23 protein-coding genes are annotated in these 21,809 nt (G+C 72.6%); 9 read left to right on the top strand and 14 right to left on the bottom strand.

Annotated elements, in window-relative coordinates; genetic code table 11:
- The first annotated feature begins 45 nt into the window (after positions 1–45).
- Positions 46–951: an SGNH/GDSL hydrolase family protein gene (locus JOF36_RS05575; RefSeq protein WP_307862226.1), complete on the top strand. Its 906-nt coding sequence runs from the start codon at positions 46–48 to the stop codon at positions 949–951.
- Between the two features lie 42 nt (positions 952–993).
- Here JOF36_RS05575 and thpD read toward each other — a convergent pair whose 3' ends face one another.
- From thpD to ectA, 4 genes are all read right to left on the bottom strand, one after another.
- Positions 994–1,920 (bottom strand): ectoine hydroxylase, encoded by a 927-nt coding sequence (thpD, locus tag JOF36_RS05570; protein WP_210025343.1) that lies wholly within the window; start codon positions 1,918–1,920, stop codon positions 994–996.
- 128 nt (positions 1,921–2,048) lie between these two features.
- Positions 2,049–2,444: an ectoine synthase gene (locus JOF36_RS05565; RefSeq protein ID WP_210025342.1), complete on the bottom strand. Its 396-nt coding sequence runs from the start codon at positions 2,442–2,444 to the stop codon at positions 2,049–2,051.
- 7 nt (positions 2,445–2,451) lie between these two features.
- Positions 2,452–3,705 carry a diaminobutyrate--2-oxoglutarate transaminase gene (ectB, locus tag JOF36_RS05560; protein WP_210025341.1) on the bottom strand — a complete coding sequence of 418 codons (1,254 nt, stop codon included), beginning with the start codon at positions 3,703–3,705 and terminating at the stop codon, positions 2,452–2,454.
- Positions 3,702–4,349, bottom strand: coding sequence for a diaminobutyrate acetyltransferase (gene ectA / locus JOF36_RS05555; protein WP_210025340.1), 648 nt, complete (start codon positions 4,347–4,349; stop codon positions 3,702–3,704). The genes ectB and ectA overlap by 4 nt, the downstream gene beginning before the upstream one ends.
- A gap of 326 nt (positions 4,350–4,675) precedes the next feature.
- Between ectA and JOF36_RS05550 the strand changes: the two genes are divergently transcribed.
- From JOF36_RS05550 to JOF36_RS05530, 5 genes are all read left to right on the top strand, one after another.
- Positions 4,676–4,993, top strand: coding sequence for a hypothetical protein (locus tag JOF36_RS05550; protein WP_210025339.1), 318 nt, complete (start codon positions 4,676–4,678; stop codon positions 4,991–4,993).
- A 30-nt stretch (positions 4,994–5,023) separates the two neighbouring features.
- Complete coding sequence (locus JOF36_RS05545) at positions 5,024–6,016, top strand: NAD-dependent epimerase/dehydratase family protein (RefSeq protein ID WP_307862225.1); 993 nt, start codon at positions 5,024–5,026, stop codon at positions 6,014–6,016.
- 135 nt (positions 6,017–6,151) lie between these two features.
- Positions 6,152–7,273 carry a hypothetical protein gene (locus JOF36_RS05540; protein ID WP_210025338.1) on the top strand — a complete coding sequence of 374 codons (1,122 nt, stop codon included), beginning with the start codon at positions 6,152–6,154 and terminating at the stop codon, positions 7,271–7,273.
- Positions 7,274–7,326: 53 nt separating this feature from the next.
- Positions 7,327–7,983 carry a maleylpyruvate isomerase family mycothiol-dependent enzyme gene (locus JOF36_RS05535; RefSeq protein WP_210025337.1) on the top strand — a complete coding sequence of 219 codons (657 nt, stop codon included), beginning with the start codon at positions 7,327–7,329 and terminating at the stop codon, positions 7,981–7,983.
- An 81-nt stretch (positions 7,984–8,064) separates the two neighbouring features.
- A complete protein-coding gene (locus tag JOF36_RS05530) occupies positions 8,065–8,658 on the top strand; it encodes a VldE C-terminal domain-containing protein (RefSeq protein ID WP_210025336.1) in 594 nt (197 codons plus the stop codon).
- A gap of 66 nt (positions 8,659–8,724) precedes the next feature.
- Here the strand turns inward: JOF36_RS05530 and JOF36_RS05525 are convergent, their stop codons facing one another.
- The 3 genes from JOF36_RS05525 to JOF36_RS05515 are packed head-to-tail and all read right to left on the bottom strand — an operon-like array spanning position 8,725 to position 10,940.
- Positions 8,725–9,231 carry a VOC family protein gene (locus JOF36_RS05525; protein WP_210025335.1) on the bottom strand — a complete coding sequence of 169 codons (507 nt, stop codon included), beginning with the start codon at positions 9,229–9,231 and terminating at the stop codon, positions 8,725–8,727.
- A gap of 6 nt (positions 9,232–9,237) precedes the next feature.
- A complete protein-coding gene (locus tag JOF36_RS05520) occupies positions 9,238–9,846 on the bottom strand; it encodes a CE1759 family FMN reductase (RefSeq protein WP_210025334.1) in 609 nt (202 codons plus the stop codon).
- Positions 9,846–10,940 carry an LLM class flavin-dependent oxidoreductase gene (locus JOF36_RS05515; RefSeq protein WP_210025333.1) on the bottom strand — a complete coding sequence of 365 codons (1,095 nt, stop codon included), beginning with the start codon at positions 10,938–10,940 and terminating at the stop codon, positions 9,846–9,848. Before JOF36_RS05515 ends, JOF36_RS05520 begins: the two co-directional genes overlap by 1 nt.
- A gap of 100 nt (positions 10,941–11,040) precedes the next feature.
- On the opposite strand from JOF36_RS05515, the gene JOF36_RS05510 reads away from it, so the two are divergent.
- A complete protein-coding gene (locus JOF36_RS05510) occupies positions 11,041–11,493 on the top strand; it encodes a MarR family winged helix-turn-helix transcriptional regulator (protein ID WP_210025332.1) in 453 nt (150 codons plus the stop codon).
- 21 nt (positions 11,494–11,514) lie between these two features.
- Here JOF36_RS05510 and JOF36_RS05505 read toward each other — a convergent pair whose 3' ends face one another.
- Positions 11,515–11,655, bottom strand: coding sequence for a hypothetical protein (locus JOF36_RS05505; RefSeq protein WP_210025331.1), 141 nt, complete (start codon positions 11,653–11,655; stop codon positions 11,515–11,517).
- Positions 11,656–11,814: 159 nt separating this feature from the next.
- On the opposite strand from JOF36_RS05505, the gene JOF36_RS05500 reads away from it, so the two are divergent.
- On the top strand, positions 11,815–12,435 hold the full coding sequence (locus tag JOF36_RS05500) for a DedA family protein (protein WP_210025330.1): 621 nt from the start codon (positions 11,815–11,817) through the stop codon (positions 12,433–12,435).
- 27 nt (positions 12,436–12,462) lie between these two features.
- Here JOF36_RS05500 and JOF36_RS05495 read toward each other — a convergent pair whose 3' ends face one another.
- The 5 genes from JOF36_RS05495 to JOF36_RS05475 form a co-directional block, all read right to left on the bottom strand.
- On the bottom strand, positions 12,463–13,542 hold the full coding sequence (locus JOF36_RS05495; protein WP_210025329.1) for an alpha/beta hydrolase: 1,080 nt from the start codon (positions 13,540–13,542) through the stop codon (positions 12,463–12,465).
- 3 nt (positions 13,543–13,545) lie between these two features.
- A complete protein-coding gene (locus JOF36_RS05490) occupies positions 13,546–14,418 on the bottom strand; it encodes a VWA domain-containing protein (RefSeq protein ID WP_307862224.1) in 873 nt (290 codons plus the stop codon).
- Between the two features lie 65 nt (positions 14,419–14,483).
- The gene (locus JOF36_RS05485; protein ID WP_210025327.1) at positions 14,484–15,416 is read right to left on the bottom strand and encodes an AAA family ATPase; all 933 of its coding nucleotides are present in this window, start codon (positions 15,414–15,416) and stop codon (positions 14,484–14,486) included.
- A gap of 59 nt (positions 15,417–15,475) precedes the next feature.
- Positions 15,476–17,173 carry an AMP-binding protein gene (locus JOF36_RS05480; RefSeq protein ID WP_210025326.1) on the bottom strand — a complete coding sequence of 566 codons (1,698 nt, stop codon included), beginning with the start codon at positions 17,171–17,173 and terminating at the stop codon, positions 15,476–15,478.
- Positions 17,170–18,528, bottom strand: coding sequence for an MFS transporter (locus tag JOF36_RS05475; RefSeq protein WP_210025325.1), 1,359 nt, complete (start codon positions 18,526–18,528; stop codon positions 17,170–17,172). Before JOF36_RS05475 ends, JOF36_RS05480 begins: the two co-directional genes overlap by 4 nt.
- 229 nt (positions 18,529–18,757) lie before the next feature.
- Between JOF36_RS05475 and JOF36_RS40725 the strand changes: the two genes are divergently transcribed.
- Complete coding sequence (locus JOF36_RS40725; protein WP_210025324.1) at positions 18,758–19,621, top strand: LuxR C-terminal-related transcriptional regulator; 864 nt, start codon at positions 18,758–18,760, stop codon at positions 19,619–19,621.
- A 16-nt stretch (positions 19,622–19,637) separates the two neighbouring features.
- On the opposite strand, the gene JOF36_RS05465 is transcribed toward JOF36_RS40725, so the two are convergent.
- Positions 19,638–21,770, bottom strand: coding sequence for an HNH endonuclease signature motif containing protein (locus JOF36_RS05465; protein WP_210025323.1), 2,133 nt, complete (start codon positions 21,768–21,770; stop codon positions 19,638–19,640).
- Positions 21,771–21,809: the final 39 nt, after the last annotated feature.

Below are 21,809 nucleotides of genomic sequence, written 5' to 3'. Positions count from 1 at the left end.
GGCGGCGCGGTCGACGAATCGGGTTGGCGCGCACCGGCGGAATACGTGAGCATCGACGTAACGCAGGACGTCTGCGGGGTGACCAACGGGTGGGAGAGCCGACCGGCCGAACCGGAGGGGGTGGTGCACGTGCAGCACCGGAGCTACGTCGCGCTCGGCGACAGTTTCACCGAGGGTCTCGACGACTTCGCCGGCGACGGCCGCCCCCGCGGCTGGGCCGACCGGGTCGCCGAGACGCTCGCCGACCGGTACCCGGGCTTCGGGTACGCCAACCTCGCCGTCCGCGGCAAGGTCCTCGACCAGATCGTCGCCGACCAGGTCCCGGTCGCGGAGGCGATGCGGCCGGACCTGATCACGTTCTGCGCGGGCGGCAACGACATCATCGGCTGGGTCTGCGACACCGACGACCTGGCCGCGCGCTTCGACGCCGCGCTGGCCCGGCTGGTCGCGACCGGGGCCGAGGTCCTCATCCTCACCGGGTTCGACCTGCGCCGGATGCACCCGCTCATCCGCCGCCTGCGCGGCCGGATCGCCTGCTACAACGAGCTGATGCGGGCCTCGGCCGAGCGGCACGGCTGCCGGGTGGTCGATCTCTGGGCGATGAACGCGCTGGCCGACCCGCGGGCCTGGGGCCCGGACCGGCTGCACCTGGTGCCGCACGCGCACGAGCGGGTGGCCTGGCGGGTCCTGGAGGCGCTCGGCGAGCCGTCGGGGGACTGGCGGGCGCCGTGGCCGGAGCCCGACGACGGGCCCGCTCCGTGGCGGGCGCGGCAGCTCGAGGATCTCCGCTGGGTCACCCACCACGTGATGCCCTACGTCCGCAGGCGGCTGCGCGGCGCACGCACCGGCGAGGAGCACCGGCCGAAGCGCCCCACGCTGTCCCCGCCGTACGGGGCCGCGACGGCGGCGACGCCCGCCCGGAGAACCGGGACGGGCGCCGCCGTCAACTGATGAGCTTGTGGTGGTTAACGCGTTCGGTCGGTCGCGGTGCTCCTACCGGACAGGGGTGAAGTCCCGCGCACCGATGTACTCGGGGCGCGGCTTCGGGGCGTAGAACGGCTCCACACAGGCGTTCTCGACGCTGTTGAACACCAGGAAGATGTTCGAGCGCGAGAACGGGGTGATGTTGTCACCGGAACCGTGCATGCAGTTCGAGTCGAACCAGGTGGCCGAGCCGGCCTCGCCGGTCATCATCTCGATGCCGTGCCGTTCGGCGAGGGTCGCGATCGAGTCCGGGTCGGGCGTCCCGATCTCCTGCTCGGTGAGCGAGGACAGATGGTTGTCCTCGGGCGTCTCACCGACGCAGGAGACGAACGTCCGGTGCGAGCCCGGCATGATCATCAGACAGCCGTTGAACGGGTGGTTGTCGGTCAGCGAGATGGAGCAGCTCACCGCCCGCGGGGACGGCATGCCGTCCTCGGCGTGCCAGGTCTCGAAGTCGGAGTGCCAGTAGAAGCCGCCGCCGCCGAAACCGGGCTTGTAGTTGATCCGGCTCTGGTGGACGTAGACGTCCGAGCCCAGGATCTGCCGCGCGCGGGAGAGCACCCGCTCGTCGCGGACCAGGCGGGCCATGGCCGGTGAGATGCGGTGCACCTCGAAGATCGACCGCACCTCGTCGGACGACTTCTCGATGATGCAGCGCTCGTCGGCGCGGACCGCCGGATCGTTCGCGAGACGATCCAGCTCTGCTTGGTAGAAGGCGACCTCGTCCCCGGTGAGCAGTCCCGGGACCTGCACGAAGCCGTCGCGCTCGTGCGCGATCAGCTCCTGGGCCCCGAACATCCCGGCGCTCGAGCGGTCGCCCCAGACGGTGGGCTCCGCACGCTCGACGAAGGCGGGCTCGGGCGAGATCCGCGTGTAGTAGCGGTCCTCGGCGGATGCGAGTCCGGTGAGGTGGTCGCTGCCGGCCACGGCAGTCATGGACATTCCTCCTTGCGGTGTTTCCGTTCCCTTCACACGGGTGGTGGTCTCGAACAGACCACGAGGGACGTTCCCGCTTCGACACAGCGGAAACGCCCCTCGCGGTGAGCTGGGCTACGCCCGGGACATCAGTCCACGGTGACCAGCGGGTACACGCCGTTCTCGTCGTGCACCTCCCGGCCGGTGACCGGCGGGTTGAACACGCAGACGGTCTTCATCAGCGTCGCGGGGCGCAGCTGGTGCTTCTCGTTGCCGTTCAGCACGTAGATCGAGCCCGGCTTGAGCTGGTACGTGACGTCGTTGTCCTTGTCGTAGAGCTCGCCCTCGCCCTCGGTGATGAAGACGGCCTCGATGTGGTTGGCGTACCAGAAGTCGTTGATCGTGCCCGGCTGGAGCACGGTCTCGTGAACCGAGAACCCGACCCTGTCGTCGCCCAGCACGATGCGCTTGCTGCGCCACTGCTTGTTCTCGGGCTCGACGTCGCGCTCGGTACCGGTGATGTCGTCGAGAGTACGGACGATCATGTGTGTATCAGCTCCCAGTGACGGTTCGGACGGACTCGGCGATGATCCCAAGACCCTCGTCGATCTCGTCATCGGAGGTGGTCAGCGGCGGCAGGAGCTTCAGGACCTCGTCGTTCGGCCCGGCGGTCTCCAGCAGCAGCCGGTGCTCGAAGGCCTTGCCGGCGATCTTCTCGGCCAGGCCCTCCCCCTCGAACTGGATGCCCCGCGCCAGGCCGCGGCCCTTGGCGAACATCTCGGTGCCACGGTTGTCCGCGACGATCTTGTTGAAGCCCTCTTCGATCTTCTCGCCCTTGCGGACGGTGTCCTTCTCGAGGGTGTCGTCGGTCCACCAGTTCCGCAGGGCGTGGGTCGCCGTGACGAAGGCCGGGTTGTTGCCGCGGAAGGTCCCGTTGTGCTCGCCGGGGCCCCACTGGTCGTGCTCCGGCTTCATCAGCACCAGTGCCATCGGCATGCCGTACCCGGAGATCGACTTGGAGATGGTGACGATGTCCGGCTTGATGCCGGCGACCTCGAACGAGAAGAACGGCCCGGTGCGCCCGCAGCCCATCTGGACGTCGTCGACGATGAGCAGGAGGCCCTTGCGGCGGCACAGGTCCTCGAGGCCCTGCAGCCACTCGATGCGGGCCGGGTTGAGCCCGCCCTCGCCCTGCACGGTCTCGACGATGACGGCGGCCGGCTCGTTCAGGCTGGACCCGGTGTCGTCGAGGACCTTCTCGAACCAGAGGAAGTCGGGCATCTTGCCGTCGAAGTAGTTGTCGAACGGCATCGGCGTCGAGTGGACCAGCGGGATGCCGGCGCCACCGCGCTTCATCGAGTTACCGGTCACCGACAGCGCGCCCAGCGTCATGCCGTGGAACGCGTTGGTGAAGTTGATCAGCGCTTCCTTGCCGGTGATCTTCCGCGCCAGCTTGAGCGCGGACTCGACGGCGTTGGCGCCCGTCGGACCGGGGAACTGGACCTTGTAGTCCAGGCCGCGCGGGTTGAGGATCGTCTCCTGGAAGGTGTCCAGGAACTCGCCCTTGGCGCGGGTGTACATGTCCAGACCGTGGGTGATGCCGTCCCCGGTCAGGTACTCGATCAGGGGCTTCTTCAGCACCTCGGGGTTGTGCCCGTAGTTGAGCGCGCCCGCGCCGCCGAAGAAGTCGAGGTAGGAGTTCCCGTCGACGTCGGTCAGGCGGCTCCCCTTGGCCGTGTCGAAGACGACCGGCCAGTTGCGGCAGTAGCTGCGGACCTGGGATTCGAGATCCTCGAAAACGGTCATTTCTTTCCACCCTCTGTGTTGTGCACTCCGGCGGTCCGCGCTTCGGCGTCCTGCACTCCGGCGGAGCGTGCGATCGGGCCGATGCGGTACAGATGCTCCGGCTCGTGGGCGTCGCCGAGCAGGTCCGGACCGAAGAGGTCCTCCCGCTCGATCGACGTGTGGTGTCGTCTGGCGAAGGATGTGAACAGCCGGATGGACGACTCGTTGTCCGGGGTGACGGTCGTTTCCATCCGGTCCGCGCCCGCGGTGGCCACCGCCTGGTCCCAGACCGCGTCCAGCAGCCGGCCGGCCAGGCCCGCTCCACGCGCGACCGGGTCCACGCACACCTGCCAGATCAGCAGGGTGTTCCCGGCCTGCGGGCGCAGGTAGCCGGTGACGTACCCGACGGCCAGGCCGTCGCTGCGGCGGGCGATCACCGAGGTGTCGGCGAAGTCGCGGCACCACAGCACGTAGGCGTAGCGGGAGTTCGCGTCCAGCGTCTGCGACTCGACGGCGAGTCGCCACATGTCCACCCCGTCGGCCGGGACCGGCGACACGATCTCGTACGAATGGTCGCCGTCGGCGTCAGTGGTCGCTGCACCGGGGGCGTCGGCCCCCGGAGACGATGCGGACGCCCGAGGCTGTGCCTGCTCGGGAGCGGTCATGGCCATCGAGATTAACCGGCTCGGCCGTCGGATGCAGCCGCTGACGCCCGGGCACCCGCCCGCCCACCTGCGTCGATGTGACCAGGACCACTACGCTCCGCGCCCGGACGAATCGGGCGTCCGCCCAGGGAGCGGCGTCATTTCGGCGACCGCCGCGACCGGCACGAACGGGCTACCCGGAGGGCTTCTGACACCTTTGCGTGGCGCTCGCCACGCTCCGCTACGAGCACCCTTCATATTCGGCCGTTCGTGCGGATGCACTTGCATCTGCACGGACTTACGGGCGACGATGGGGCTTCCGCCGAACCATGCCCGGAGGAGTCACCGTGTCGGTACCGCCCGTCAGCACGCGCCAGGTGTCGTCCTCGACCCTGCCCGCCGGGCACGCCGAGCCGGGTGTCACCGTCACCTGCGCCCGTGACGGGCGCAGCCACGTCGTCCAGCATGCGGTGCTCGCCGACTCGCTCGCCACCGGGAGCGGGCAGTGCACCGCCGTCTGCGGCCACACCGTGCTGCCGGCCTCGCTGGCCTCACCGCCCGGGGACGGTTGCCTGCTCTGCGCGGAGACCTCCGGCGTGGCCCGCCGTTCGGCGCGCCGCCGGACCTGGGGCGGGCTGAGCCGCTCCGCACGCTCCGCCTCCTGACCGCAACCCGGTTGATCGCACCCCCGCGGCGTGCTGGGGTCCGTGGACGTGGAGCGATTTCTCGTCACCGGCAGTTCCGGGCACCTCGGTGAGGCGCTGGTACGCACCCTGCGCGACAGCGGTGCCGCCGTCACCGGGCTCGACCTGGTGCCGTCCCCCTGGACCGACGTCATCGCGTCGCTGACCGACCGCGACGCGCTCGCCGATGCGCTGGCGGGGGTCACGCACGTCCTGCACACGGCGACGCTGCACAAACCGCACGTCGGCTCGCACACCCGGCAGGACTTCGTCGGCACCAACGTCTCGGGGACTCTCGCCGTGCTCGAGGAGTCCGCCACCGCGGGCGTGCGCGCGGTCGTCTTCACCTCGTCGACGAGCGCGTTCGGACGGGCACTCACCCCGGTCCCCGGGGGCCCTGCGACCTGGATCGACGAGACCGTCGTCCCACGGGTGCGCAACGTCTACGGCGCCACCAAGACCGCGGCCGAGGACCTGTGCGAGCTGGCGTCGCTCGACCCGGGGCTGCCCGTGGTGGTGCTGCGCGTCTCCCGGTTCTTCCCCGAGGCCGACGACCGCGACGAGGTGCGGGCGGAGTTCGACGACACGGCCCTCAAGCTCGTCGAGTTCTGCCACCGCCGGGTCGACGTCGCCGACGTGGTGACCGCACACCTCGCGGCGGCACGGCGCGCCCCGGAGCTGGGCTTCGCCCGGTACGTCCTCAGCGCGCCGTCCCCGTTCACCCGCGACGACCTTCCCGGCCTCGGGCGGGACGTGGCGGGCGTGCTCGCCCGGCGGGCTCCGGGGGTGGCGGCGCTGCTGCGTGAACGCGGCTGGGCGGTACCGGCGGTGGACCGCGTGTACTCGTCGGCACGCGCCGTCGCGGAGCTGGGCTGGACCCCGGTGTGGGACGCCGAGGCCGTCGCCGCACGGGTCCGCGCCGGGTCCGCGCCGCGCAGCCCGCTCGCGGACGCCGTCGGGGCGAAGGGATATCACGCAGCGCCGACCGGCGTGTACACCCGGTGAGTTCACCTCACCGGACCAGGTGACTCTGGGGCCGAGGGGCTAACGCTGCAGGTACGGGCGGCGGTATGGGTGACACAGCACCGTGGATGTCAGCGCACCCCGCGACACCGCAGCACCGAGCCCGGAGGTCCGCACATGACCGGCCCGCAACAGTCCCGGCCCAGCCCCGCACCGCGCGGTGGCGACGGCTCCGCCGGGGCGCACCCGTCCCCGCGGCCGCGGCACGGCCGGGCGGACGACGCCTTCCCGGAGAACTCCTACCAGGGCAGCGGCGACTACCCGGACCTGCGGTCCTCGCGGCCGGTGGAGCGCCCGGTGCCGTCGTCCCGGGGCGGGTACGAGGACCTCTACAGCGGCACCGGCCCGCAGCCGGTGATCGACGCCCCGGGCGGCTACGGCGGGTCCGGCACCGACACCGGCGCTGATTCCGGCACCGGCACTGACACCGGCACTGGTAGCGGCTCCGGCACCGGCACCGGCACTGACAGCGGCTCCGGCACCGGCAGAGGCACCGGCACCGGCACCGGTACCGGCGCCTACAGCGGCACTGGTACCGGCGCCCCGGCCCGGCCGGCCTACGGCGAGTACGGCGACCCGGGTTCCCGCGGTGGCACCGCGATCGACGGCGGGCCGGCCTACCCCGCGTCCCCCGCATCCCCTGCGCCCCCGGCGCCCCTGGCGTCCCCGGCAGCTCCGGCAGCTCCTGAGCCCCCAGCGGCTCCGCCGGCCCGGTCCGGCACGGACACCCCGGACCGCGGGACCGCGACCGTGCGGGAGTCGCGCAGCACGACGGCCGTGTCCGAACAGTCCGAACAGTCCGGACAGGAGGGCCCCAGCGAGGTCGCGACACCCCCGGCGTCGGCCGCCGTGCCGGCACCGCGCGGCGCCGCGGAGGAGAGCCGACGCCCCGCGACGGTCGCCGAGGCCGCTGCGGCCCGGTTCGGCGACCGGGCACCGACGCCGTCCGGGGCGGGCGGTGGTACCGCCGAGAGCGCGGCGACTCACCCGGCGCCGGTTCCGGGCGACGACAGGCAGCGGTACGCCGCCGCTCGGGTGGCGACCGCCGCTCCTGTGGCGACCGTGGCGAAGGACCCGACCGCGGTCACCGTCCTGCGGGTGATCACCTACGTGCTGGTGTCGCTGTCCTGCCTGGTCTTCCTGGCGGGGGTGGTCTACGGGGTCGTCGCGTGGCTGGAGCTGCGCGAGGCGCTGGGCACCTCACCGCTGTTCGGTGGCGGGCCCGTGTTCGGCGGCTGAGCGCAGGGCGCCCGCACAGATGAGTTCCCGGCGCGCCGGCGGTCGACAGCGACATGAGCATCGATCCTTACGCCGTCCCCCACGACGAGCTGCGGTCGGCGATCGCCGAGGAGCGGATCGCCCTCGCCGACGACCTGACGCACCTGACCGGCGCCGAGTGGCGCACCTCGTCACTGTGCGCGGGCTGGACCGTGCACGAGGTCGTCGCGCACGTGTCGCAGTCCGGGTTCCCGCACACCTGGGCCTGGATCGCCTCGGCGATCCGGCACGGCGGGCCGGACGGCGGTGAGGACGTCCGTACCCGGGCCCGGGCCGCCCGCTACACCCCGTCCGAGCTGGTCGAGCAGCTGCGCGAGAGCGCGACCTCGACCTACCGGCTGCCGCTGAGCGGCCGCTGGGACCCCTACGTCGATCTGCTCGTCCACGGACAGGACGCGCTGCGGCCGCTCGGTCGCACCCATCCGGTCCCGATCCGGCTGCTCGCCCCGGCGCTGACCTTCGCCTGGCGCAGCCCCCTCTACGGCGTGCGACGGCGCCTGCGGACGGTCCGGTTCGTCGCGACCGACCTGGACTGGACGGCCGGTGACGGTCCGCTGGAGCTGCGTGGCCCGGCCGCGGACCTGCTGCTCGCCGTGACCGGTAGGCCGGCCGGTCTGACCGGGCTCACCGGGACGGGCCGGGACGCGGCCGTCGCGGCACTGGCGGGCTGAGCGCGGCGCGGGCGGGCTGAGCGCGGCGCGGGCCGATCTCCGTAACCTGGAGGTCTCCCGACGAACAGGACGTCCCTACCGGTGAAGACCCGTATCGCCCCGCTGCTGGGCGTGTTGCTCGTGCTCGCGCTGCTGGGCGGTGCGTTGGTGTGGTTCGCCGGCAGCCGCGGCTTCACCTCCGAGGACCTGTGGGAGATCGTCGATCCGCCGCCGCCCGAGCTGTGCGAGGAGCCGGACCCGACCACGGCCGCGCCGGAGGGCTGCCTCACCCCGTCGGCGGCGCGTCTGCTCGACGGGGCGACGGCCCGGTTCGGTGACCCCGGCCCGGACGGCGCGATCCGCGCGGTCACCTGCTGGTCCGAGCACGCCTGGAACCCGTCGAGCGACCACCCGACCGGCCGGGCCTGCGACTTCTTCCCGGCCGGATACGGCGAGTTCCCGGCCGACCAGGACCTGGACGACGGCTGGGCGGTCGCGAACTGGGCCCGGGACAACGCCGCCGAGCTCCGGGTGCGGTACGTGATCTGGCAGGGCCGAATCTGGTACCGCGGCACCGGCGACTCCGGCGAGGGCCGCGAGGGCTGGGGGCGGCCCTACAACGGCGGCGGTGTCTACGACCCCGAGGACGCGACCGGTGGGCACTACGACCACGTGCACGTCAGCCTGCGGGACTGACGCCTCCGGGACCGACGCCTCCGGGACTGAAGCCTGCGGGACCGAAGCCTGCGGGACCGACGCGGGTCACAGGACCTTGCTGCCGTACATCTCCCCCAGCGGGTCGGCGATCAGCTCGATCCGCGCGCCGTCCGGGTCGCGGAAGTACACCGAGACGCCCGAGTGCACCTCGTGCTCGACGCCGGCCTCGGTCAGCCGGGCCACGAGCTCGTCCCACTTCGTCTGCTCGACGCTGATCGCCATGTGGTGCAGCCCGCCGAGCACCTCGGCGTACGGGCCCACGTCGAGGCCCGGGAAGTCGAAGAAGGCGAGCAGGTTCCCGTTCCCGATGTCGAAGAAGAAGTGCGACGACCCCGGGTAGTCCCGGTTCTCGATCAGCTCGGTGAGCGGGAAGCCGAGGACGTCCTGGTAGAAGCGCACGGTCCGCTCGACATCGCTCGCCACGAGCGCCGTGTGGTGCAGGCCGCGGGCGGTCGACGCGGACCGCTCGCCCATCGGCTTGAGGTGCGTCTCGCGGATGCGGTCGCGCTCGGTGTCGAGTGCGGTGGTGTCAGGTGCGGTGGTGTCGGTCATCGTCCATCATCCCTTCAGCAGTGCGGTGAAATCGGGTACGTCGTCGAACTCGTCGGTGCGGGCCCGGAGCGGGCGCGCGGCGACCGCGGCGGCCAGCTCGCCGGCCGCGCGCTCGACCCGGTCCTCCAGCGAGGTGGTCGTGTCGGAGGCTCCCCAGTCCTCCGGGGCGGCGAACACCGCCGTCGGGACGACGGCGGCGCGCAGGTAGGCGAACAGCGGGCGCATCGCGTGCTCCAGCGCCAGCGAGTGCCGCGCCGTGCCGCCGGTGGCGGCGACCAGCACCGGGGTGCCGGTCACCGCCTCGCGGTCCAGGACGTCGGCGAACGTCTTGAACAGCCCGCTGTAGGACGCCGAGAAGATCGGCGTCACGGCGATCACCGCGTCGGCCTGCTCCACCGACTCCAGCACCGGCCGCAGCGCGGCGTTCGGGAAGCCGGCGACCAGGTGGTCGGCGAGGTCGCGGGCGTGCTCACGCAATTCCACCACCTCCACTGTGCTCTGCTCACCCTGGCGCACCAGGGCGTCGGTGGTGGCGGTCGCCAGCCGGTCGGCGAGCAGCCGGGTCGACGACGGCGTCGACAGACCTGCGCTGATCACGACGATCCTGCGGGGCATCAGGCAGCCGTCCTCTCCTTGTCGGTACGGGCCGCGACGAGCGAGGCGTGGGTCGGGGCGTCCGGCACACCGGCCGGGCGCAGCGCGGCGAACTCCTTGCGCAACACCGGCACGACCTCCTCGCCGAGGATGTCCAGCTGCTCCAGCACCGTCTTCAGCGGCAGGCCCGCGTGGTCGACCAGGAACAGCTGCCGCTGGTAGTCACCGACGTACTCACGGAACCCGAGGGTCCGCTCGATGACCTGCTGCGGGCTGCCGACGGTCAGCGGCGTCTCCCGGGTGAAGTCCTCCAGCGAGGGCCCGTGCCCGTAGACCGGGGCGTTGTCGAAGTACGGCCGGAACTCGTTCACCGCGTCCTGCGAGTTACGCCGCATGAACACCTGCCCGCCGAGGCCGACGATCGCCCGCTCGGCCGGTCCGTGGCCGTGGTGCTCCCAGCGCTTGCGGTAGAACTCGACCATCCGCTTGGTGTGCGTCGCCGGCCAGAAGATGTGGTTGTGGAAGAAGCCGTCGCCGTAGTAGGCGGCCTGCTCGGCGATCTCCGGGCTGCGGATCGACCCGTGCCAGACGAACGGCGCGACGCCGTCGAGCGGGCGCGGGGTCGAGGTGAAGCCCTGCAGCGGGGTACGGAACTTCCCCTCCCAGTCGACGACCTCGGTGTCCCACAGCGTGCGCAGCAGCGCGTAGTTCTCGACTGCGAGGTTCAGCCCGTCGCGGATGTCCTTGCCGAACCACGGGTAGACCGGGCCGGTGTTACCGCGGCCGAGCATCAGGTCGACGCGGCCGTCGGCGAGGTGCTGCAGCATCGCGTAGTCCTCGGCGATCTTGACCGGGTCGTTGGTCGTGATCAACGTGGTCGCGGTGGAGAGCTGCAGGGTGTCGGTGCGGCCGGCGATGTAGCCGAGCGTCGTCGTCGGGGAGGACGAGAAGAACGGCGGGTTGTGGTGCTCGCCGAGGGCGAAGACATCGAGGCCCACCGACTCCGCGTGCCTGGCGATCGTGACGACGTCGGAGATCCGCTGCGCCTCGCTGGGCGTGCGGCCGGTCGTCGGGTCGGGCGTGATGTCGCTGACCGAGAAGACTCCGAACTGCATGACTACCTCCGCTCGCCGTGACCCATCTACTTGTTGATGCGTCATCTACATTCTGTCCCAACATAGGTGATGCGTCAACTATTCCGGTACGCTGGGGCCCGTGACACAGTGGCTGAACGAACGGGAACAGACGGCCTGGCGGAGCTATCTACGGATGCAGGCCCGGCTTCAGGCGGAGTTGCACCGGCGGCTGCAGGCCGAGTCGGGGCTCTCGATCGCCGACTTCGACGTGCTCGTCGCGCTGACCGACCGGCCGGACGAGCGCTGCCGGGTGCTGGAGCTGGCGACGTGGCTGGAGTGGGAGAAGAGCCGTCTGTCGCACCACCTGTCCCGCATGCAGAAGCGCGGGCTGATCACCCGCGAGGAGTGCGACGACGACGGCCGCGGCAACGTCGTCGTCCTCACCGGACAGGGCCGGGCCGCCATCGAGGCCGCCGCCCCGGGGCACGTCGATACCGTGCGGGAGCTGGTCTTCGACGCCCTGTCCGACGAGGACGTCAGCGCGCTCGCGCGGATCTCCGGCGCCGTCCTCTCCCGGATCGACCGCCCTTGACCGGGCGTCACACCGAGGTCGTCACAGCCGCCGCACGCACGCCCCGACCCACACCCCGCCGAGCAGGGCGACGAGCCCTCCGGTGACGAGCGCGCCGACGGCCAGCAGGGCGACGCCACCGGCGAGGACGAGTGCCGCGACGAGCAGCTGGAGCCAGATCACGCCTCCAGCATGCCCGGATCACCGGGCCCGGCGCCGTGAAACGTCACAGGAGGTGACGGCGACATCGTTGCCGTAGCAGGACACTTCGGACGGGGGTGCCGTCCCGAGGCACCGACGCACAGGGCACCATTTCAGGGAAGCACCTGATCGGAGATGCGAGTGATCGGACTGTCGGACACCGTGGCAGCACTGCTGGCCGCGATCCCGGCTGCGCCGATCCGGTCGCTCCTGGTGATCGGATTCGGGGCGTTCCTGGAGGGCCCGATCGTCACGGTCGCCGCGGCCGCTCTGGCCGGGGCGGGTCAGCTGCCGTGGTGGGGGGTGTGGCTGGCCGCGCTGGTCGCCGACGCCGTCGGGGACACCCTGCTCTACGCGCTCGGCCGGCACGGTGACCGCCCGGCCGTCGCCCGGGTGCTGGCCCGGCTCGGACTGACCGACGCCCGCCGCGAGACCCTCACCCGCGAGGTGCACACCCACCTGCCGCGGATCGTCATCGGTGCGAAGCTCGTCGACATCGGGGCGATCCCCGCCTACCTCGCCGCGGGGCTGGCGAACGTCGGGTACCGGCGTTTCCTCACCTGGATCATCCCGGCGACCGCCGTGCGCGCGGCCGTCCTGGTCGGGATCGGGTACGCGGCGGGCGACCGGCTCGCCACCGACCTGGAGTCGCGGCCGTGGCTGCTGCTCGTCGGTGGTGTCGCGGTCGGGGTCGCGCTGGTCGTCGGGCGCCTGGCCATCGTCCGGGCGACCGACTCGAAGCGCCGGGCCCACGTCCGCTGACCACCGGCGCGACCCCACCCGCGACCGCTACCCCACCGACCGGGCGAACCCGACGACGTCGCGGACCGCGGCCGCGTACACGTCCGGCATCGCCTCCCGGAACATCAGCTCGCCGACGTGGCACAGGCCGGGGTTGATCCGCCCGACCGAGGGGACGCCCGCGGCCAGCAGCATCCGGTGGTACGCGAGGCCCTCGTCGCGGAGCGGGTCCAGCTCGTTGCACGAGATGACGTGCGGCGGCAGGCCCGCCAGGTCGTCCGGCCCGGCCCGGAACGGCCAGCAGGTCGGCTCGCCCGCGTGCCGGCCCTGCGGGTCGTAGACCGCCGCGAGCAGCGGGAACAGCGCCCGGTCGAGCCAGTAGCCGTCGCACTCGACCAACGATCCGAGCTCGGCGGGCGGCTCGGCCCAGTCACCGAGGATGTACGGGCACTGCGCGTAGACGCCCGCGACGGCGTCGGCCCAGCCGTCGCGGCGGGCACGCAGCGCCAGCGCGAGGGCGAGGTTGGCCCCGCCGGAGTCACCGGTCACCACGACGTGCGTCGCCCCGAGCTCGTCGCGGTGGTCGGCGACCCATCGCAGGCCGGTGACGCAGTCGTCCAGCCCGGCCGGGAACGGGTGCGCGCCGAGCCGCCCGCCGCCGTTGCGGTACTCCACCCCGACGACGACGGCGCCCGCCGCCGCCAGCTCGTCGCGCCAGTGCCCGTAGAGCGGCCCCTCGGCCGCGAGCATCACCATCCCGCCGCCGTGCACCTGGTACAGACACGGGAGCGGACCGTCCACACCGTCCGGGCGGTGCACGTGCAGGGTGATCGGGCCGCCGTCGCCCTCCAGGGTCAGCAGCTCGCGGGTGACGCCGGGTACCGGCGTCCAGGACGCGGCGAGGCCGGCGAACAGGCCCTCGAAGCCCTCCTCGACCGCGTCGACGAAACCGAGCAACGCCGCCCGGTCCGCGTCCGGACCCAGCGGTGCGGGCTCCGGGTGACCGGTGAGACCGAGCCCCCGCAGGACGGCGAGCATCCGCGGGTCGGCCCGCGGGTCGGTCTCGAGCGTCGTCGCGGGATCACCCAGGCGACCCGGGCCGGACGGTGTACGGGTGGGGACTGACATCGCTCAGGGGCCCGCCCCGAGCAGCGACAGCAGCACGGCCGGTGCGTCGGACGGGCCCTCGATCGGCGCCCACCGCGCGCCGCTGCGGGTCGCCAGCTCGGCGGCCTGCTCGTGGTCTGCCGCCGGGGCGAGCACGATCAGCTCGGGGATCCGGCGGGCCACCGGGACCGGGTCCTGGTCGTCGGTGGCCCGGCAGTCCGAGAGCAGGACGACGATGCGCCGCTCGGCCCGGGTCCGCTCCAGCTGGGCCGCGGCCGTGCGCAGCGCGGCGGCCAGCGCGGTGACCCCGTGCCCGCGCAGACCCAGGACCCGGTCGACGACGGCCGCCGCCGGCTGGGCGGAGCTCATGTCCCGCAGGACCTGCGGCTGCGCCGCGAACGACAGCACCGCGTGGTCGCCCGGTGCCCGGAACGCGCAGGCCGCCGCGGTCAGCGCCGCCGTCGCGAGCCGGTCCCCGCCCATCGACCCGGACGCGTCCACGACCAGGCACAGGGCCAGCGCGGGCCGGGCCCAGGTGCGGGCGGTCAGCTCGTCGAGGCCGACCGGACGCCGGGCCGCGCGGGCCTCGGCGACCGCGCCGAGCGAGGAGTCGAGATCGAGGTCGCCGCCGCGGTCGGCGGGAACGGAGTGCAGCCGCCCGATGCCGCGCCGGGTGACCCGGCCGCTGCGGCCGATGTCCAGCACGACCCGCCCGGCGAGCCGCCGCGCCGCGGTGCGCAGCTTCTCGTCGGTGGCCCGGCTCATCTCGACCAGCAGCTCCAGGGTCTCGTCGGACCGCTCGGCGAGCGCGGCGTCGAACGCGTCGACGTCGAGCACACCGAGCTCCGGCGAGATCTCCGCGAACCCCTGGTGTCCCGCCAGGGAGCTGCGCGACACCGTGCGGTCCTCGGGCCGCATCCTGGGCCGGCCCCGCGGCCGCGAACCGCCCGCCGGTGGCGGGCTCAGGCTCCCCCCGGCGCACCACCACCCTGCTGTTCCGGGTCGGCGGCGTCCTCGTCGTCGGAGCGGGGTTCCTCCCCGAACTCGGCCCGGTACAGCTCGCGGACCATGTCCTCGGCGGTGCGGGACCCGGACTCGACGAGCCGGATCCGCCCGGACAGCGCGACCAGGGCGGCGTCGAGCCCGCTGCGCCAGTCGGTGACGTCGCGGCCGCGCCGCCGGGTCAGCGCCGCGGTGATCCGGACCATGTCGATCGCGCCGCGCACCGAGGAGCCGACGTGCACGTCCGGGTGTTCGCGGGTGCGGCGGACCAGCGAGACGACCTTGGCCCGCCACTGCTCGTCGACGCCGGGCCCGCGCAGCGTGACGACCGCGGTCTCGTCGGCGGCGCTCTGGTAGCCCATGGCGATCCGGCAGACCCGGTCGTAGACGGCCGAGGAGATCCGGGCGGTGCCGACGGCGTCGAACGGGTTCATCGCCGCCACCAGCCGGAACCCGTCGGCGGCCACGATCCGGCCCAGCCGGGGCACGTGCAGCTCACCCTCGCTCATCACCGTGATGAGCACGTTGAGGGTCTCCTCCGGGATCCGGTTGATCTCCTCGACGTAGAGCAGGGCACCGGTGCGCAGCGCCTCGGCCAGCGCACCGTCGACGAACGTGTCGGGCGTGTAGCCGCGCTCGAGGACCTGCGCCGGGTCGAAGTGCCCGACCAGCCGGGACGGGGTCAGCTCCGCGTTGCCCTCGACGAAGACGAACGGCAGCTCCGCCTCGTCGGCGACGGCGCGCAGCAGCGTCGTCTTACCCGTCCCCGGGGGCCCCTCCAGGACGACGTGCGCCCCGGCGTCGAGCGCCGCGACCAGCAGCTCGACCTCCCGGGCACGGCCGACGACGGGAACCGTCGAGAGGGCGGCGGGGGTGGCGACGTCGACACCCATCAATCACCTCCGTGATCTCTGCGGCTGATCTTCCGCAGCTCCCGCGACGGTACCCCGGATCACGCCCGCAACTCGGGAAACGCGTCGTCGCGCCACTCCACCGCGGCGACGGCGCCCGCGTCGTCGCGCTCCCGGGCCCGCAGCTCCACCCGGCGGATCTTCCCGGAGATCGTCTTCGGCAGCTCCGCGAACTCGAGGCGCCGCACCCGCAGGTAGGGCGCGAGGTTCTCGCGGGCGTGCCGGAAGATCGCCAGCGCGGTCTCCCGGCCCGGCTCGTACCCGGGCGCGAGCGCGACGTAGGCCTTGGGCACGGCGAGCCGCACCGGATCCGGCTGCGGGACGACCGCCGCCTCGAGCACCGCCGGGTGCTCCACGAGCACGCTCTCCAGCTCGAACGGCGAGACCTTGTAGTCCGACGCCTTGAACACGTCGTCGGTGCGGCCGACGTAGAACAGGTAGCCGTCGGCGTCGCGGGTCGCGGTGTCCCCGGTGTGGTAGAAGCCGCCGGCCATCGCCGCGGCGGTCTTCTCCGGCATGTCCAGGTAGCCGGTCATCAGGCTGACCGGCCGCCGGGACAGATCGATGCAGATCTCGCCCTCGGTCTCGGACACCTCGCCGGTGGCCTCGTCGACCAGCACCACGGGGACGCCCGGGAGCGGACGGCCCATCGAGCCGGGCTTCACGAGCGAGCCGGGGGTGTTACCGACCTGCGCGGTCGTCTCGGTCTGGCCGAAACCGTCGCGCAGGGTCAGCCCCCACCGGCGCTGCACCTGCTCGATGATCTCCGGGTTCAGCGGCTCGCCCGCGGCGATCACCTCACGCAGCGAACCGGGGCCGCCGGACAGGTCGGCCTTGATCAGCATCCGCCACACCGTCGGGGGCGCGCAGAACGTGGTGACGTCCTTGCCCCGGATCTGTCCGAGCAGCGCGGCGGCGTCGAACCGGGCGTAGTTGTAGACGAAGATCGTCGCACCGGCGATCCACGGGGCGAAGAAGCAGCTCCAGGCGTGCTTGGCCCAGCCCGGCGAGCTGATGTTGAGGTGCACGTCGCCGGGGGTGAGGCCCAGCCAGTACATGGTGGACAGGTGCCCGACCGGGTAGGACGCCTGGGTGTGCTCCACCAGCTTGGGCCGGCTCGTGGTGCCGGAGGTGAAGTACAGCAGCAGCCGGTCCCCGGCGGTGGTGCCCGGGTGCCCGACCGGGGCGTCGTCGGTGGCGTCGGCGTCGTGCCAGTCCAGCCAGCCCTCGTAGGTGCCGCCGACCGAGATCGCGGTGAGCCCGTCGAGCAGGCCGTCGAACTTCTCCGCACAGGAGACGTCGGCGATCACGAACCGGGCCGCGCCGCGCTCGAGGCGGTCGGGCAGGTCGACGGCACCCAGCGCCGTCGTCGTCGGCATGATGACCGCGCCGAGCTTCATCACGGCGAGCATGGACTCCCACAGCTCGACCCGGTTGCCCAGCATGACCAGCACGCTGTCCCCGCGCCGCACCCCGTACGAGGCCAGCCAGCGGGCGACCCGGTTGGACCGGCGGCGCAGCTCGTCGAAGGTCCAGGAGCCCTCGCTGCCGTCCTCCTCGACGATGTGCAGCGCGGTCCGCGTCTCGCCGTCGGCGAGCACGTCGAACCAGTCGTGCGCCCACTGGAACGCGCCGTCCAGGACCGGCCACTCGAAGTCGGTGACGGCCTTCTCGTGCTCGCCGTGCAGCGCGACGAGCCGGTCCCGGGCGTCGCGGAGGGTCTCGTGGTGCGAGCTCATGCAGGAACCTCCTCGGTGGTCTCGTGCTCCAGTGCCTGGTTGCGGGTCTCGCGCAGCATCGACACGCACACCAGCGAGAGGACGCCGGTGAGCGCGAGCATCACGCCGATCGCGATGGAGCCGTACGCGGCGGCCAGACCCGGCGCGAGCAGCGGCGGGATCGCGCCGCCGAGCACGCCGGCGAGGTTGTAGCCCAGCCCGGCCCCCGTGTAGCGGTGCCGGGCCGTGAACAGCTCCGGCAGGTACGACCCGGCGGGGCCGTAGGAGACCGCGAAGATCACCATGGTGACCGTGAGGCCGATCCCGAACGCGAGCGGGCTGCCGGTGTCGAGCAGCGGGAACAGCACCAGTGCCCACAGGATCCCGGCGATGCACGACACCCGGATCACGCTGCGGCGGCCGTACCGGTCGGACAGGATCCCGGAGATCACGATGGCGGCGCCGAAGATGACCGCGGCCATGATCCCGAGGCCCAGCACGACGGGGCGCTCCAGCGCGGCGCCGTCCGGGTCGGTGCCGTACGAGGTCAGGTACGCGGTGCCCATGTAGAAGAACGCGAACAGCATGGTAAGCGCGCCGGCGGAGAGCAGCACCTCGCGCGGCTGGGCGCGCATGACCTCCAGGAAGGGAAGCCGCTTCGACCGCTCGGAAGTGGCGACCTCGGCCCGGGCCCGGACCTGGGCGTCCTTGAAGGCGGGGGTCTCCTCGATCGACAGACGCACCCAGAGCCCGACCCCGATCAGCAGGATCGACAGGATGAACGGGATCCGCCATCCGTAGTTCAGGAACGCCTCGTCGGTGTCGCCCATGATCAGGCCGGTGATCAGGAAGGTGGCCGACGACAGCGCGAAGGCGATGGCCGGGCCGAGCTGCGGGAAGACGCCGTAGAGGCCGCGCTTCTCCTTGGGCGCGTACTCGGCGGTGAGCAGCGTGGCGCCTGCCCACTCGCCACCGACCGCGAAGCCCTGGCAGAACCGCAGGAGCACCAGGATCAGCGGGGCCGCGACACCGATCGTGTCGGCCCCGGGCAGCAGGCCGATCAGGACCGTCGCGATGCCCATCAGCAGCAGCGTGGAGATGAGCGTGCGCTTGCGGCCGATCCGGTCGCCGTAGTGGCCGAAGACGACCGCGCCGACCGGACGGGCGATGAACGCCACCGCGAACGTCGCGAACGAGGCCACGGTGCCGGCGGTCGCCCCGAGGGCCGGGAAGAACACCGTCGGGAACACCAGGGCGGCCGCGGTGCCGTAGATGAAGAAGTCGTAGAACTCGATGGTGGTTCCGGCGCAGCTGGCGACGGCGACCCGGCGCAGCGATGCCGGGGGCTTCTGCCCGGTCGGCGGTGATGTGGACATCGTCAGGTGCTCCTCGTCGAGCTGGTTCTGGCGCAGTGATGAGCCGGTTCTGGCGCAGTGGCCGGGAGAGTCGCCGAGCCGCGGGCCCCACCGCTACCCACCGAAGAGGGCCCTACCCACTTCGGGGGGTAACCCGCCGCCGCCGGCTTGACGCCGACCCGGACACATGCGACAACCCATCCCCAGACGCGGGTGGATGCACACCCGTGCGCACCGAGGGAGGACGCGCGTGGTCGACGACGACACGGCGTGGCACGGCACCACAGGCACCGCGCCGGACGACGGCGTGGGACGCGCCCTCGACACCGTGCTGTCCCGCCGGCTCGTAGACCTGCACCGCACCACCGGCCTGCCGGTGGTCTTCGGCGGCGCGACCCGGGACACCGCACTCGGCCGGAAGCTGCGGATCAGCCGGCTGATCGGGACGCTCGGCGACTCGTTGCGGGAGCTCGACGTCATCTCCGGGCGCGGGCTGGGCGGTGCGGCGATGGTCCGCAAGCGGCCCTGCCGGGTCAACGACTACGCCTCCACCCTGGGCATCACGCACGACTACGACCACCCGGTCGTCGAGCAGGAGCGGCTGACCTCGATCCTCGCCTACCCGATCATGGTGAGTGGCTCCGTCCGCGGGATGGTCTACGGCGCCGTCCGCGAGGATCGGCCGATCGGTGACGTCGCGGTCCGCCGGACCGGCGCGGTGGTGAAGCAGGTCGCCCGGGAGGTCGGCGCGCTGATCGAACCGCCCGCTCAGCTGCCGTCGCCCGGGGAGGGCCGGCAGGGTGCGCTCGACGAGCTCGCGGCGCTCGCCCGGTCCACGGGTGACGCGGCGCTGCGCGAGAAGCTCGATCAGATCCATCGCGCGCTGGCCGGCCCCCGCACGACGCAGCTCGTCCCGTCCGGGACGTTGCTGGCACCGCGCGAGACGGAGGCGTTGCACCTGGTCGCCCTCGGTGCGAGCAACGCCGAGATCGCCGCCGACATGGGGCTGGCCCTGGACACGGTGAAGACGTACCTGCGCAGCGCCATGCGCAAGCTCGGCGTGCACAACCGCACGAAGGCGGTCCTCGCGGCACGGGCGGCGGGCCTGCTCTGACGTCGCCCCCTCCGGATCAGAACGGAGGTGGATCGTCACGCGGGTCGCCATCAGGCGCGATGTCGGTGGGCGCTGCGTCCTGGGAGGGCGCGAGGTGCTCCTGTGGTGGGGCACGGCCGCGTCGGCGCAGGTCGGGGTCGATGTCGTCGGTGTCGGGTGGTGGATCGTCGAACCAGGGGTCGGGATCTCGGTGCACTCGTGAGATCGGCGGCGGCAGGATCGGCTCGGGATGGCGCGGGTAGACCCTGCCGAGCGGGCTGGTCCAGATGAAGTGGCCGGGTTCCGGCTGGTCGAGCTGCCATCCGCCCACCGTCTTGAGCATGTGGTCGTGACGACACAACGGGCCCAGACCGTCGCGCGTGGAGGTACCGCCGCAACTGTGGTCCACCGTGTGGTCCTGGTCACAGCGTCGTGCTGAGGTACGGCAGCCGGTGCCGACACAGGTGCGGTCGCGGACCTCGGTGTGGCGGCGCAGCGGTGCGGACGGGAACCGGGCGGTGGGGTCGGCGTCGAGATCGGCCCCGGGCTCGGTCTGCTGGCGGTGTTGCCGGTAGCGGTCGGCGATGTCGGTGATCACCGCGGCCCATCGGCCGTGCCGGGTTGCAGTGGCGGCGAGGGTGGCCAGCAGCGTTTCGGGGATCTGGAGTTCGACGACGCCGCCGGACGGTCCGCCGGGGTCGCGGGGCATGGGCCGGTGGCGGGTGATGCCTTCGGCGAGCAGGTGCCCGTGGTCGTCGACGACGACCCAGCGCCATTGGGCGCGTGCTTGCCGGGCCACGATGCGCCGGGCGGTGGGAGCGGGGACCGGGCCCCAGCCGGGGAGTTCGCCGGCGCGGTCGTCGAGGCCGAGCAAGGTACTCAGCGGGACCCGGACCTCCACGCCGACACCGGCGCTATCGCCTCGGTTCGGTGGTGTGGTGGTGGGAGGCTCGGGGGTGCCGGCGGGGTCGGCTGTCGCGGCGGCGCGGGCGAGCGCGGTGCCGCTATCGGCTTCCGTTTCGCGGGTGTCTCGGTCGTCGGCATGGCGGCCACCGGAGGGCGGGCCACCCGGGTCCGGCCCGCCGGGTTCGGGATCACGCCCGCCGGGTTCGGGATCACGCCCGCCGGGTTCGGGATCACGCCCGCCGGGTTCGGGATCGGACCCGCCGGGTTCGGGATGCGGTCCGCCGGGTTCGGGATCCGGCTCGTGGGGTGCGGGGCGATCGATGTCGGTCCCGGTGGTGCCGGTCTCTGTGGTGCCAGGCTCGGCGCCGGTCCCGGTGGTGCCGGGGCCGGTGGTGCCGGTGCCGGTGGTGCCGGTCCCGCTGGTGCCGGTGGTGTCGGGGTCGGCGTGTGCGGCGAAGCGTTCCAGCAGGGCCTGCAAGATCCCGGCACGGTCCAGCCCGTGCAGGGAGCCGTCGAGCAGGCCCAGCACCAGGTCGGCCCGGACCTGGTCCAGGGTGCCGGGGTGACCGTCGTGGCGGGCGGCGCGGGCCAGGGCGTCGAGGCGCTCCCACGCGGCGGCGGCCTCGTCGGCGGGCAGCCCGCCGGCGGTGATCACTGCGGTGCCGTCGGCGGACAGGTAGGCCACGACCTGCCGGTCGCGGATGGCTTTGCGGTAGCGGTGTTCGTGGTAGGCCGGGTCCAGTTCCAGGATCAGGCGTTTGATCCGTTCGGCGATCTGGCCGGTGGTCAGCCGGGGCGCGTGCGGCAGCACCGCCGCGCACACCGCGTCGCTCTGGTCGACCGGTAGCTCGGCGAGGTGTTGGGCGAAGACCCGGGCCTTGGCGCGGTCGATGCGGCCCTGCCACAACGCCGTCTGTACCTGTGGCAGCTGCTCGACCAGCACGATCGCGAGATCGGACTCGGATTCGGCGGCGCGGCGGGTCCAGGCCAGCGCCGCCCGGATCTCGTCGGCGCCGTAGAGCTCGGGGACCTCACCGCGGCGCACCTCCAGGGGGCCGGCGAACGGACGCCGGTACACCACCTCGGTCATCGTGGCGAACAGTCGCGCCTGTTCGTGAGCAAGCTGCCGCGACTGCGCGACCAGCACGTCGCCGATGTCGTCGTTGGGCACCAGGGTCAGGTCCAGGCCGGCGAGCATGACAGCCAGGTCGGGGCCGGGCAGCATCGCTGCCAGACCCTCCGGAACCACCTGCCCGATCTCCACAACTAGAACGTACATTCGACCCCCGACAGTTTCGGGCCA

The sequence above is a fragment of the Pseudonocardia parietis genome (genome assembly GCF_017876315.1).
Lineage (GTDB): Bacteria > Actinomycetota > Actinomycetes > Mycobacteriales > Pseudonocardiaceae > Pseudonocardia > Pseudonocardia parietis.
Note: the sequence above shows the minus strand (reverse complement) of the source record. Positions and strands in the feature narration are given on the sequence as shown.

Coding starts and splice junctions, on each gene's coding strand:
- JOF36_RS05540 (WP_210025338.1), top strand. CDS start 6,152: ATGACCGGCCCGCAACAGTCCCGGCCCAGCCCCGCACCGCGCGGTGGC.
- JOF36_RS05520 (WP_210025334.1), bottom strand. CDS start 9,846: ATGCCCCGCAGGATCGTCGTGATCAGCGCAGGTCTGTCGACGCCGTCG.
- JOF36_RS05475 (WP_210025325.1), bottom strand. CDS start 18,528: ATGTCCACATCACCGCCGACCGGGCAGAAGCCCCCGGCATCGCTGCGC.
- ectB (WP_210025341.1), bottom strand. CDS start 3,705: ATGACCGTTTTCGAGGATCTCGAATCCCAGGTCCGCAGCTACTGCCGC.
- ectA (WP_210025340.1), bottom strand. CDS start 4,349: ATGACCGCTCCCGAGCAGGCACAGCCTCGGGCGTCCGCATCGTCTCCG.
- JOF36_RS05485 (WP_210025327.1), bottom strand. CDS start 15,416: ATGGGTGTCGACGTCGCCACCCCCGCCGCCCTCTCGACGGTTCCCGTC.
- JOF36_RS05480 (WP_210025326.1), bottom strand. CDS start 17,173: ATGAGCTCGCACCACGAGACCCTCCGCGACGCCCGGGACCGGCTCGTC.
- JOF36_RS05565 (WP_210025342.1), bottom strand. CDS start 2,444: ATGATCGTCCGTACTCTCGACGACATCACCGGTACCGAGCGCGACGTC.
- JOF36_RS05495 (WP_210025329.1), bottom strand. CDS start 13,542: ATGTCAGTCCCCACCCGTACACCGTCCGGCCCGGGTCGCCTGGGTGAT.
- JOF36_RS05525 (WP_210025335.1), bottom strand. CDS start 9,231: ATGACCGACACCACCGCACCTGACACCACCGCACTCGACACCGAGCGC.
- JOF36_RS05515 (WP_210025333.1), bottom strand. CDS start 10,940: ATGCAGTTCGGAGTCTTCTCGGTCAGCGACATCACGCCCGACCCGACG.
- JOF36_RS05535 (WP_210025337.1), top strand. CDS start 7,327: ATGAGCATCGATCCTTACGCCGTCCCCCACGACGAGCTGCGGTCGGCG.
- thpD (WP_210025343.1), bottom strand. CDS start 1,920: ATGACTGCCGTGGCCGGCAGCGACCACCTCACCGGACTCGCATCCGCC.